General features: G+C 59.4%; 5 protein-coding genes. 3 read left to right on the top strand and 2 right to left on the bottom strand.

The window, feature by feature from the left end:
- The first annotated feature begins 33 nt into the window (after positions 1–33).
- Entirely contained in the window at positions 34–2,640 is a 2,607-nt protein-coding gene (locus J3U88_RS32380) for a PEP/pyruvate-binding domain-containing protein (protein WP_207863224.1), read from the top strand.
- A gap of 268 nt (positions 2,641–2,908) precedes the next feature.
- On the opposite strand, the gene J3U88_RS32375 is transcribed toward J3U88_RS32380, so the two are convergent.
- The gene (locus J3U88_RS32375; RefSeq protein ID WP_207863222.1) at positions 2,909–4,441 is read right to left on the bottom strand and encodes an anti-phage dCTP deaminase; all 1,533 of its coding nucleotides are present in this window, start codon (positions 4,439–4,441) and stop codon (positions 2,909–2,911) included.
- A 120-nt stretch (positions 4,442–4,561) separates the two neighbouring features.
- Positions 4,562–5,593 (bottom strand): phosphoribosylformylglycinamidine cyclo-ligase, encoded by a 1,032-nt coding sequence (gene purM / locus J3U88_RS32370; protein ID WP_207863220.1) that lies wholly within the window; start codon positions 5,591–5,593, stop codon positions 4,562–4,564.
- 510 nt (positions 5,594–6,103) lie between these two features.
- Between purM and J3U88_RS32365 the strand changes: the two genes are divergently transcribed.
- Both J3U88_RS32365 and J3U88_RS32360 read left to right on the top strand, forming a co-directional pair.
- The gene (locus tag J3U88_RS32365; RefSeq protein WP_207863218.1) at positions 6,104–8,218 is read left to right on the top strand and encodes a carbohydrate-binding protein; all 2,115 of its coding nucleotides are present in this window, start codon (positions 6,104–6,106) and stop codon (positions 8,216–8,218) included.
- Between the two features lie 498 nt (positions 8,219–8,716).
- Entirely contained in the window at positions 8,717–12,823 is a 4,107-nt protein-coding gene (locus J3U88_RS32360) for a glycosyl hydrolase (protein WP_207863216.1), read from the top strand.
- Positions 12,824–13,454: the final 631 nt, after the last annotated feature.

Here is a 13,454-nt window from a genome sequence, read left to right as displayed (position 1 = left end):
GACGCCTTGATTTTTTTACCGGGGCAATCCGCGATGCCCGAGCGTGCAAACGTGGGCGGCAAAGCCCAATCATTGTTTCGGATGGCAGCCGAGGGGCTGCCGGTACCGGACGGGGCGGTGCTGACCACCGCGTTTTTTGCGTCTTGGTACGCGCGATTAGGTCGGTGCGAAGCGTGGCACGCGCTTCAGAATGCCGCGCCCGAGGAAATACCCGCGCTTTGTGAAGAAGTGGCACGCGCCGCGGCTGCTTTGGCTTGGTCGGAAGATCAAGAGCAGGTTTTGGGCCGGGTCCGGCGCTATTTTGCCGACAACCACCCGGACGCCTTGTTGATTGTTCGCTCCTCGGCCACCGATGAGGACGGTGTCAACGCCTCCTTCGCCGGGATTTACGAGACGCTGCCCGGCGTCAAACCAGAGGATTTGGACAACGCGGTGCGCGCTTGTTTTCTGGCAAGCCTGGACGCGCGTGTGTTTCAGTACCGGGCGCAAAAAAATATCACCGGGGCAGCGCCGCAACTGGCGTTGGTGATTCAGCCGCATCTTGCCTGTGATGTGGCGGGGGTGGGTTTTTCGCTGAATCCGCACAACAACGATTATGAAGAGCTGGTGCTAACCGCCAATTGGGGCCAGGGAGAATCGGTGGTGTCGGGTATTGCCGAACCCGACACCTTCATCGTGGAGAAACACTCGGGCCGGCTGATCGAGCAACAACTCGGCGCCAAAACACCGTCGCTTTGGTTGAATCCCGACGGCGGTTTGCTCGAACGCCGTGAAAACCGCGGCGATTCAGCCTGCCTCAACGAACACCAGATCGCGCGGCTGCTGGAGCTCATCAAGCGAACGGAAGCCTACCACGGGTATCCGGTGGATGTGGAGTGGGCCTTCGTCGGCGAACAGCTTTACCTGCTGCAAGCGCGACCCATCTCGGTGTACGTTCCACTGCCGCCGTCGATGATTACAGCGCCGGGTGAACGGCGCCGCCTTTATGCCGACGCGGCATTATCCAAGGGCATCACCCTCAATCAGGCGATGTCGCCCTTGGGTCTTGACTGGATCAACCACCTATTTCACGCCATTCTCGCGTCCTGGGTCGGGCCGATTCCGCTTTATCCCAAGCCCGCATCGGCCTTCTTCTTTTGCACGGGCGGGCGTATGTACATCAATTACTCGAACCTGCTGGTTTTTTCGAATGCCACGAAGTTGGCCAAAAACGCGGAGGCCACCGATACCCTGATGGCCGACATTCTGAAATCGGTCGACACACAAACCTACCGCGCGGCCAAGAAGCCTGCTTGGGTCGGGATCAACATGCTCACCCGCTTGCCCCGGTTCGCGGCGCAAATGAGCGGCTTCAGCGCACACGTACTGTGGATGCTGCTTTTTCCCAAACGTGCCCACCGCCGCGCCAAGGACAAAATCGCCGAGGTAGAACGCGATCTGCGGGCGCTTTTCGAAAGCGACCGATCACTCACCGAATGTACGGATCCGATCAGCCGACTGATGGTTTCGCGGTTATTTGGGCAACTGATGCCGATGCTGGTGCTTGGCATGCTACCGGCCGCCCTGGCTGTCCGCAAACCCAATGGTAGGCAACGCCGCCAACTGGACCAACTCCAGCGCGGCTTCGACAACCACATCGTGGTGGAAATGGGGCTCGCGCTGTTTCGCCTCGGCTTGCTGCTCGACACGGACGACCTCGAAAACCCTGGCGAAACGGCGCGCCGACTGCGCGAGGGAAGCATGCCGGTGCCCATTCAACAAGCCTGGTCGGCATTTGTGACGCGTTTTGGCTTTCGCGGTCCCAATGAAATGGACCTAGCCACGCCCGGCTATGAGGACGACCCCCGCATCGCCCTCAACCAAATCACGCCCATGATCGAAAACCGGCACCACGCCAATCCCGAAAGGCTCCACCAGGAGCAGGTCCGTGCGCGCGAAACAACCTACCAAACCCTGATGGGCGAATTGCGCGGCTTCCAACGCCGCGTGCTCGTTTGGCTCTACCGCCGTTGGTGCCTGTTCACGCCGACGCGCGACATCCCCAAATATCTGATCACCCTGTGCAACGGCGGCATGCGGCGCAAAGCATTGGCCGTCGGTGCCGAACTCGTTGAAGCCGGACGTCTGGACCGCGCCGAGGACGTTTTCGGCCTGCGCTTTGAAGAGATCACCAAAGCCCTAACCCAGCCCGATTTCGACGCGCGCCGCGCGGTTCAAACCAACACGGCCTTTACGGATAAAGTGCGCGCCCACGTGCGCCACTTCCCCCCGGTCATCGACTCGCGCGGCCGCATCCTGCGACCCGAGCCCAGATCCCGTGAGCCAGGTGTGCTGCAGGGGAGTCCGGTCTCGCCGGGAACGGTGACGGGGCCGGTCAAAGTCCTTAACCGACCGGATGAGAAAAAAATCAAATCCGGCGATATCCTGGTCGCCTACACGACGGATCCCGGCTGGACGCCGCTGTTTTTCAACGCGGGCGCGGTGGTGCTAGAAGTGGGCGGCATCCTGCAACACGGCGCGGTGGTCGCCCGGGAATTAGGCAAACCCTGCATAAGTGGCATCGCCGGCATCGTCAACCAGCTGGAAGACGGGCAAGTAGTGGAAGTCAACGGCGATACGGGCACTCTTCGTCTTTTGTGAGGTCGCTGGAAAAAATTCCGAAGCCGTACCACCAAACCCGTTGCCCCCTTTTTTTCACAAACCCAAAAAAAATGGCTTAGTGAGGGTCCCTGCTCGTGGGTGTTTCCGACTTTTTCCCCAAGGTTTGTTGCGGGGAAGTATCCCGAACAACCCGGCCCCTGTAAAACATGATGTTTCTCTTCCACTCGGGCCACTTGGCGACCTCGTCGGTGGAACGTTCGAGGCTTTCTAGAAATTTTGGGTTGATTTGTGTCATGGAACACCGCCTCTAGGTTTCAACTAGCTTCAGAAGGTCTTTCAAATATTGCTCGTCAGAAAGCTCTCGGTCAAATAGAGAAATGTAAAAGTTGGGAACACGAATGTCGGCAGCCTCTCGCGCCCAATCGCGAATCCTGCCTTCTGAATTTTTCCGCTCCAGTTTAATGCCTCGTCCCATTGTCATTGAAAACAGATTAAAAAAGTTTCGGGCACCAATCCCCATAAATGGCTCGAAAACAACTTTTTCACTTACCGAATTGCCCCCCTCGCAAATCGCATCATCATGAAATTCAAACGCCTTGCTTTTAGGATAAGGTTCAACATAAACAACCCGTGCAATACCGGCGGCAATAAGGTGTTTGGTACAGTTATGACAGGGAAAGGTAGTGCAAAAGAGCGTCGTCCCCTTCAATGAAATCCCTTGACGACCAGCGGCAAGAATTGCTTCCATCTCAGCATGGACAACCCGACCGTACTCGGTTATGTCTTTTATTCGGCTTTTCTCCAGGATCTTGCGAACCGATTCACCACAAGAAGCCGCGACAAGCCCCTCGTCTATGAGACGTTGTGCAATATCGTCAACAATTTTAATTTTCTCTTCTTTGTTGGAATCTTTGCCACGGCAGTAATCCCGACCATTGGGAGAATCTGTAATTTCAAAAGAGCCGTCGACTTCCGGCCAATACAGTCCCCCGCCGGCACGCGGGATATCATTAGCGCCTGTTGCAATAATACTTTGATCTTTGGTAATAACCGCCCCTACCTGCCTCGACAGGTCCGCGGAACGCAACGCGGAGGAAAAAGCCATGAACATTGCAAACTCATCAAAGGTCGGCGAAAGATAAGGATACCCAAAAATAGCGTCCAAGATTCGCAACAACTGATTTTGTAGTGCCGCTATATCAGAATCAAAGCTGACGAAGAAATCTGAACGTTGGAAGGCATCTCTCGTTTTTTGACCATAGGCTACCTTCTCCCCTTCATCCCGATCTATTAAAATTTCGGCCTGTTCGGGTGTCATACCCTTTAAGGTCAATGCTTTTAACCGGGACTTTCTGTCTGCAAATACCCCGACAACATAAAGTCCAACAGAATAAGTCTCCCTAAGTTTTTCAATTTCTTCGGGATGCTTCAGCGAATGCACCACAAAGGCAGTTCTGTCAAGAGGGCTTAACTCACCAGTATTTCCCGCTGTACGCAAATTATTAACCAGAGAAGAAATCGCCAAAGCAAACACAGCATTCTCGCCGGTTTTCTTCCGCAGGTTATTGCCTTCATTCATAAGAGCCTCAGTTCTGGAGAACGCATCTTCAGGCAAAGCCTCTTTCAACATGCCGGCTATAATATCTCTGGAAACTTTTATCTCAACGCTTTTGAACGAATACAAGCGCAACAGTTCTTGAAGCGTCTTTGCAACATAATCTAAATCCGTCCCAACAGCGCCTACAAATCCAAACACCAGCTCTTTCGGGCCGGCTGGGAACTCACGTCTCATTCTCGGATCCGTGAACACACCAGCCTCATTTTCTTCATCTACCCGCATTTGAACCACCAAATAGCCTATCTAAAATCTCTATAGGTTATCGGTAGCATAATGAAATCGTTTAGCTTGGTAGCTTTCGCCCCAAGAAGGCGTACCAAAAAAGCTTTTTTCGAATCGAGCCTAGGTCAACACCACGGTGCCGTCGCCTGCTTTGATTTCGCCGAGGGCGACGGGGTCGAGGTTTTGGGCGGCGCAGTGTTCCGTGACTGACGCGGCGCGCTCGGCCTCAACCACCAAGATCATGCCGATGCCCATGTTAAATACCCGGTAAGCCTCGTCGCGGTCGACGCCGCCTTTGTCGACCAAGTACTGGAACAGCGGCGGCACGCTGTAGCTGTCGACAGCGATATGGGCCGACAGGTCCTTGGGCAGGATACGCGGGACATTGTCCAAAAAGCCACCACCGGTGATGTGGGCCATGGCCTGGATGTGGTCCTTGTCGAGCAAGTCGGCCAAAGGTTTGTAGTAGGAACGGTGGATCGCCAGCAGGTTGTCCTGCACGCTGCGACCGGTGCCGGGCAATTCGTCGGCTAACTTGAGGCCTTGTTCTTCGAAAATGATTTTGCGGGCCAAGGAGTAGCCGTTGGTGTGCAGACCGGTGGCGGCCAAGCCGATCAGCTTTTGGCCGGCACGTACGCGGTCTTCGCCGAGTAGCTTTTTGCGGTCAACCACCCCCACGATAAATCCCGCCACATCATATTCGCCGGCTTTGTAAAACCCTGGCATTTCAGCCATTTCGCCGCCGAGGATGGCGCAATCGGACGCCTTGCAGGCGATGCTCATGCCTTTGACGACGTCGGCGACGACGTGCGGCTTGAGTTTGCCCGTGGCGACGTAATCCATAAAAAACAAGGGGCGCGCGCCTTGGACCAAAATGTCGTCGATGCAGTGGTTCACCAAACACTGGCCCACGGTGTCGTGAACCTCAGCGTCAAAAGCAATCTTCAGTTTGGTGCCGACGCCGTCCGCGCTGGCCACCATCACGGGCTGGTCCATTTCGGGAAAACGAATGTCGAACAGGCCGCCGAAACTCCCCAAATCGGAAAGCACCCGCGGGGTATTGGTCGCGCCAACATGACCGCGAATTTGCTCGATGGCTTGGTCCTGGGCGTCAATCGATACACCGGCTTCTTCGTAACGCGATGGTTTCATGGGGCTCTCCTGGAAGGCATTCGGTTTGGGACAACGCACACCCAAACAAGGCGGCGCACAAACGGCCCCATTCTACCCAAAAACGCCGTCAAAAAGCGAGCGCCGAACGTGCCGATCAGCAGGATCCGCCGTCGTGGTGAACCTTCAACAACAATAAGCCCTAGAAGGGGAACGTAAAATCACGCGGCAGAATGCAATCAGCGCGGGTGTTTTTTTAGCGACGGTAATGTTGCTCACGCGACAGAAGATAATCACCGACGCCGGCTGTACAAGTCGCCCGGCCTTCGTTTAGGGTAGGACCGTCCTACCCCGTTTTTCGATAGCTGCCGCGGTCCAAAACGTCCTGCGACACCTTTGTTTATTGCGCTCGTCTGCTTCCACGATGCGCCGACCCAACCGCCGCAAAAACGGGTGCTTCCGAACCGCCGTCCGCGTTTGGTTTGACCAAACCGGACAGCGCTGTCATCGATTTATTTCACCAATGAGGGGCTTCATGAAATGAGGAAATTTTTGCTTCACACATGCTTCTTGCTTTTTTGTGCCGCACTTTTTTCGATTACCGCACTCCAGGCGGCACACCCCGTGCCCGGCCTGATCGAGGCGGAACACTACGACGCGGCTTTTGACCAAACACCGGGCAACATCGGCACGGCGCCCGGCGCGGGCGACGTCGACCTGGAACGCACCACGGACGCGGGCGGTGGCCTCAACGTCGGCTGGATCGACGGTGGCGAATACCTGCGCTACCAAATCGCCATCAGCCGTGAGGGCCGTTACCAGCTGCTCGCCCGCGTGGCCTCGGCCTCGACCAACGGCCGCTTCCGCTACCTGCTCAACGGCAACCCCCTAGGCGACAGCCAGGACGTGCCCAACACCGGCACCTGGCAGACCTGGATCGATCTAAGCCAGGAAGTGGAACTCCCCGCGGGCACCCACGAATTGGAAATCAACTTTGAGGAGGGGCCGTTTAACCTGAATTACCTCAAGGTGATTAAGTTGATTGAGTACCGCGCGGTACCGGCCAAAATCGAGGCGGAATCCTACGACGACGCCTTCGACCGCTCCCCGGGTAACATCGGGACAGCGCCGGGCAACGACGACGTCGACCTGGAAGCTACGGGCGACGCGGGCGGCGGGCTCAACGTGGGCTGGATCGAAGCGGGCGAATGGCTGCGTTATTATGTTGACGTCCCCAGCTCCGGCGATTACCGCGTGATCGCGCGGGTTGCCTCGGCCACGGAGCGCGGCGCGTTCCACCTTGCCAATGAAAGCGGGCGCCTGACGGACACGGCCCCAGTCCCCAACACGGGCGGCTGGCAAAGCTGGCAAGACGTGGAAATCCAGGTCACCTTGCCGGCGGGCGAACAAGCCTTGGATGTGGTGTTCGACGGCGCCGAGTTTAACCTGAACTACCTTGACATCCAGCCGATGGGTGACGCGATCAGCCTGCCGGCCAAAATCGAAGCCGAAGACTACCACGACGCCTTCGACCAAACGCCGGGGAACGAGGGCGGTCATTACCGCGAGGACGATACCGATATCGGCTTGAGCTTCGACGGCGACAACGGCTACAGCGTCGGCTGGACGGACGCGGGCGAATGGCTGGCCTACGAGGTATACAGCAGCGAAGCACGCGATTACCAGGTCCGCCTGCGCATCGCCACGGCGCTAGACAACCGCACCCTGGTCCTGCGCGTCAACGGCAACGACGCGGCCACGTTCACCTTGCCCAACACCGGCGACTGGACGGGTTACACGATGGTCACCGGCACGGTCAGCCTGCCGGCGGGTCAAAGTACGCTCCAGGTAGCCATGCCGGACGGCGGCTTGAACTTCAACTGGTTTGAACTGGGCGACGACACCCCGCCGCCACCCTCCGGCGACTGGCGTTTGGTGTGGCAGGACGAGTTCGACGGCCCCCAAATCGACACGAGCAAGTGGGATTTTGAAGTGAACGGCGCCGGCGGCGGTAACAACGAACTGCAGTACTACACGGACCGCCCGCAAAACGCCCACATCCAAGACGGCAAGCTGGTGATTCAAGCCTTGGCGGAAACCTACACGGGCGCGGACGGCACGCGTCAGTACACCTCGGCCCGCCTGCGCACGCTCAACAAAGGCGACTGGCGGTACGGCAAATTCGAGATCCGCGCACGTCTGCCACGCGGGCAAGGCATGTGGCCGGCGATCTGGATGCTGCCCACGGATTGGGTTTACGGCGGCTGGGCGGCCAGCGGCGAGATCGACATCATGGAAGCGGTGAACGTGGGCGGTCGCGGCGGCAACCGCATCTACGGCACGCTGCACTACGGCGGGCCTTGGCCGCAAAACGTCCACACGGGCAACAACATCACCCCGGCAAAGGACGTTTCGGAGCACTTCCACGTGTACACGGTGGAATGGGAAGAAGGCGAAATCCGCTGGTACCTGGACGGCGAACATTATGCGACGCAAACAGAATGGTGGTCGTCGGCGGCCCCCTACCCCGCCCCCTTCGACCGCCGTTTCCACATGATTCTCAACGTAGCCGTCGGCGGTACGTGGCCAGGATCGCCGGATGGGTCGACCCAGTTTCCCCAAAGGATGGAAGTTGATTATGTGCGCGTGTTCGAACGCGCGGAGTAACCTCCGCGAGAATGAACGCGCCGAATAGCTAACGTCCGTCACCTTTTCAGACCGACCGCGACGCGACCAACCCGTCGCGGTCGGCTTCTCAATTCGCGGAATCCCCCGCCCTCACATCAAGCGCGCCCACCCGCTCTCTGCAACGAACGGACGCATCGGCCCCTGACGGCCGACGGGCACCGCTTGGTCCCAGCCCGCATGGCTTCCAAGCATGGCTGATGAGGCTCGGCTAGCCCACATTTCTCACCAGGAATTCTGCTACGAAGCCGAAACCCATGCGATTAAATCGTTTACTCGGTCGAGCCGCCTTCGCCGTAGCGCTGCTACGCCGAATGGTCGGCCCCCTGTGCCGTCTCTCGGTCGTCATCTTCGTACTCACAAGGCTTTTTGCTTCTCGCGACGAATCCTTGTGAGAAATGCGGGCTGGTCGTGAATGCGGATGAAGGACCAACGACCACGCGGCTTTGCGACAACGCCGCGTCACGCCAAGGAGTTATTATGCCTTTGCTCACCCACCGGATTTTGATCACCCTCGTCTTGCTGATGTTCTTCGCCCCGCCCTTCACCCACGCCCAACCCGGCGTGGTCCCGGTCGGCCCCGCCGGCAGCTACACCACGGAAAAACCCAGCCACCGTTGGGCGCCGGCGACGGCCGAGGGTTACGACCAAGTCACCAACCCCGACGCCTGGGGCATTTTTGTGCCGCGTCGGGAACAAACACCGTCCCTGTCCGAGGCCTTTCGGGCAAGCGGTAAAGCCACGCCGACCCACGAGCCCTGGTCCTCGACGGCCTGGGAATTTACGGTCGCCAACCTAACCCCGGCGGGCGTCACCAATACGGCGCACGTGCCCTATTCACACGTTATGAGCCTGCCACCGTGGACGATGCAGTTCGCCAAGGACGGGGTGCGCATGGCCACCACGCCGATCCCCTCCCTCACGCCCTACCGCAACGCGGCCGGTCGCCTGGCCCCTAGCAGCGACAACCCGGCCATGGTCGCCTACAGCCACGACTACCCCCGCAACGAGCAGGGAGAAAGCGACCTCAACGTGGTGTTTGAAGGCCTCGACGCGACGGAAACGCTGCTGGACGACTACGGCGATTTCCACGGCACGATTCTGCTGAACCAGCGCAACACGCCCGAAAACACGGACGCGGTGCGCATCACCACGGGCCAAGCCTTCCCCTTCGTTTATTTCGAACAGAAGGGGCTGGGCGAGGTGGTCTTTCGGGTCGCCCCCGGCACACGGCTCTGGTACCACGAAAACGGCACGGTCGCCTTTAGCCGGGAAGATCGCCGCACCCACTACGCGATTTTCGCGCCGCCGGGTGCCACCTGGGATTTCACCTACGACAACGCGGCGCTGCGTTACATCAGCCCGGCGGGTTTGCGCCTGAGCCTGCCCGCGAATCAGCGTTTTTTCTCCGTCGCACCACTCCCCGACGAGGTCGACGACCTGATTCGCCTGACCCGCGAAATCAACAGCCCGGCGGGTCCCATTGCCGCGGGCACGGCGCTGAAGGACATTCCCCGTTACGTGATCGGCAGCGCGGCGGCGATGCCGGTCGCGCCTTTGTTCCAGGACTTTTTTGACAACTCAGCCGACACGGCCGCCTTGGATGCTTTGGTGCGTGACCTGCGCCGTCACGCCTTCGTTTGGCCTTGTGACACCCGTTACAGCTTCAGCTACGACGAAGCAAACGCGACGGTCGAACAATCCTGGCAGGTCAACGGCGAACCCCGCGTGACCGGCGTGGACTTCAGCGACGCCCCTTTGTTGCTGCTCTTCCGCCACCAGTACCGCACCATGACCGACCTCAACAGCCGTTACCACTACCGAGGGCCGCGCGGTTCGATCAAAACCTTGGCGGCCGCGGGCTTCACGAACCGCTTGCAGCAACCCGGTTTACTCCCCAACATCCCCACGCGATTAAGTGGCTTCGACCGCGAACGGCTTAGCCAGTTTTTGGCGGCCGATGTCGCGGAGTTGCTTTCAACGCGTGCCGATTTGGGCCGCGGTATGGATACCTACGGCAACGGCAAACTGATCAACCGCATCGCGCAACTGGTGCCCATCGCCGCGCAGCTCGGCGATTCAACCACGCGGGACCGGCTATTGACCGTGCTCAAAACCCAGTTGGAAGACTGGCTGGACGCGCGCGATTGGCAGGGCGACACGGATTCGCAAGGCGGCGATGCAAGCCAACGCCGCAAGTACTTCTACTACAACGCGGACTGGAACAGCCTGACCGGTTTCCCGGCAAGCTTCGGCAGCGATGTGGAACTCAACGATCACCATTTCCACTACGGTTACCTGATTGGCGGCGCGGCGATGATCGCCCGTTACGACCGTGCCTGGGCACAGCGCTGGGCGCCGATGGTCAACCTGTTGATCCAAAACTGCGCCAACTGGGACCGCACGGATCAGCGCTTCCAATACCTGCGTTTCTTCGATGTTTACAACGGTTATTCCTTGGCCAACGGCCACCTCAACATGGACGCGGGCGGCAACCAAGAATCCTCGTCGGAAAGTGTCCACTTCGCGGCCTCGGTGGCGATGTGGGGGGCGGAAACAGGCCAAACACCCATCCGCGATTTGGGCCTCGCACTCTATGCGGCGGAGAAGGAAGCGATCCACCAGTATTGGTTCGACGCGGAAGAACAGGTGTTCCCCAAGCAGGTCGAATTCTTCAACACGGACAAAGGCGTGTGGGAGCGTCGTGATTTCGACCGGAGTTCGGTGGGTATCGTGTGGCATAGCAAAGCGGATTACGCGACTTGGTTCGGCGCGGTTCCGCAGTTCATCCACGGCATTCAGTTTCTGCCGGTCACACCGGCGTCGCTGCACCTGGGGCAAATGACCTACGGCGACAAGAACGCGCTGGCCAAGGTTTTTGCACGCATGGCCACAAACAACCGCATTTGGCTGGATCATGTGCCCGCGCCGGATTATTTCAAACAGCGCACTTTGTTTTGGTCGGACCTTTTTTGGCAGATGCAGGTGATGTTCGACGCCGGCGCGGCGACGGCGGCCTTTGACGCCAATCCCGGGTACCGACGCGAGTGGGACGGCCCGGCGCCGCCCTTGCCGGCATTGGAAGTGCGCGGCGAAGCGGGCGAAACCACCAGCCACACGTTTCACTGGTTGTTTAACTTAGCCGAGCTGGGCAGTCCCAACGGCGCGGTTTCAGCCGATTGGCCGCACTTCATGGTGTTTGACGGCGCGACGGGTCGAAACCATGTTGCGTACAACCCCACGGAGACAACCCGCTTGGTGACCTTTAGCGACGGCACGGCGATGTCGGTACCGGCACGCACCTTGGTGGTCAACGGCGAACCCGACGGCTCCGGCGGTAGCGACGGCGGCGACGGGTCCGACGGAAGCGACGGCGGCGACGGGTCCGATGGTTCCGACGGGGGCGATCCCGACACCGTCCCGCCAACGCAACCGGGCACGCCGACCTTGGAGGGCGCAACCCAAACCACGCTTACCCTTTCCTGGGACCCATCCAGCGATGATCGCGGTGGGGTGCGTTATGAGGTGATGGTCGACGGCGGCTTACGCGAAACGGTCGACACCAACCAGACCACGCTTACCGGTTTAACCGCGGATCGCGTTTATGTGGTGCAGGTGACGGCACGGGACACGGCGGGCAACCGCTCGACGCCGTCGCAAAGCGCTGAGGCGCGAACCCTGCCGGAAGTCACCGGTTGCCAGGGTGAGTTTTGTGTTGAGGCGGTTTCCGCCGACCAGGCCAGATTCATCATGCGCAACGGCCACGCGGGTATCGTGTTGCTTTTTGTGAACGACATCGACCGCGGCGGTTGGTTCCTCACGGCCGACGGGGACGGCTACAGCTTCACCACGCCCACCGATGCGATCCCGCTGCAAACCGGCGACCGCATCCGGTATAAGTTCGTCATCTTCAGCAATCCGCAAACGGAAAGTGATTGGTTCACCACCACCTTCAGCGGGAGCGGCGACGGCTCCGACGGCTCCGACGGCTCCGACGGCTCGGATGGCGGCGACGGTTCCGACGGTTCCGACGGCTCCGACGGCTCGGATGGCGGCGACGGTTCCGACGGTTCCGACGGCTCCGACGGCTCGGATGGCGGCGACGGTTCCGACGGTTCCGACGGCTCCGACGGCTCGGATGGCGGCGACGGCTCCGACGGCTCGGATGGCGGCGACGGTTCCGACGGTTCAGACGGTGGTGAACCCATCACCATCCAAGCCGAGGCCTACACGGTGATGAACGGCGTCCAAACCGAAGCAACCACCGATACGGGCGGCGGCGAAAACGTTGGCTACATTGATGCGGGCGATTGGATGGCCTACCCCGCGATCATGATTCCCAAGACGGGCCGCTACCGCGTTCAATTCCGCGTGGCGAGCTTCAACGGCGGCGGCCTGCTCCAATTCGAGCGCGCGGGCGGCAGCATCGTCTACCAACGCATCACCATCCCCCGTACGGGCGGCTGGCAATCCTGGCAAACGGTGGAAACCATCATCAACCTGGAAGCCGGCGCACAAGCCTTTGGCATCAACGCGGCCCAAGGCGGCTGGAACCTCAACTGGTTCAGCCTAACCTCGTTGGATTAACCTCAAAACGCAATCGGGCGCGGTTCTCGTGAGGATCGCGCCCAGAATGGGGAACCATCGGCCGTGAGAAACGTCTCGATCACGGGAAAACCCTTGATTCCGCTACCCGAAACCCTCGGGCAACAGTACGCGGCACGTTGGTCTCACGCTCCATGGACCGCCGTCCTAACAGCATTTTTTCTCCTCAAAAGCCTTTCACAAAAAGAAGGTTTTTGAGGAGAAAAAATGCCCCCGCGGAACAGGATTCTCGCGGCGGCCGTTAGGCCGGAATAGGCCCGGGCACGGCGATGCGGGGTGCGGGGACGGCGAGGCGGGGACAAGATACGGGGACGGACAGGATGTGGGGACAGGCTTATGCAAAACCCAAATGTGGTCGCCTTGCAGCTTTTCACCTAAGAGGCGCGATAAGAGCCAGGGATTTTGGCTAAAGATCTGGAGCGAAATGGTTTGGAAAAAGCGGAGGCGCACCCGTTGGGTGCGGTGAGCATTTTTACAGGCCGTTGCAGCCCAGATAGTGTGTTGTGGGTTTGAGTGCAAGGGGAAATCTCAGGTTCCACCGTTTTTGTTAGAGCCAGGCATACCCCGGCCTAGCGGCCGATGAAGCGGCCGTGTTCAGCGGGGGCATTTTTTC

The sequence above is a fragment of the Acanthopleuribacter pedis genome (genome assembly GCF_017377855.1).
GTDB lineage: Bacteria > Acidobacteriota > Holophagae > Acanthopleuribacterales > Acanthopleuribacteraceae > Acanthopleuribacter > Acanthopleuribacter pedis.
The sequence above is the reverse complement of the archived record's forward strand: the minus strand, read 5'-3'. Positions and strand labels throughout refer to the sequence as shown.

Coding starts and splice junctions, on each gene's coding strand:
- J3U88_RS32380 (WP_207863224.1), top strand. CDS start 34: ATGCCCGAGCGTGCAAACGTGGGCGGCAAAGCCCAATCATTGTTTCGG.
- J3U88_RS32360 (WP_207863216.1), top strand. CDS start 8,717: ATGCCTTTGCTCACCCACCGGATTTTGATCACCCTCGTCTTGCTGATG.
- purM (WP_207863220.1), bottom strand. CDS start 5,593: ATGAAACCATCGCGTTACGAAGAAGCCGGTGTATCGATTGACGCCCAG.
- J3U88_RS32375 (WP_207863222.1), bottom strand. CDS start 4,441: ATGCGGGTAGATGAAGAAAATGAGGCTGGTGTGTTCACGGATCCGAGA.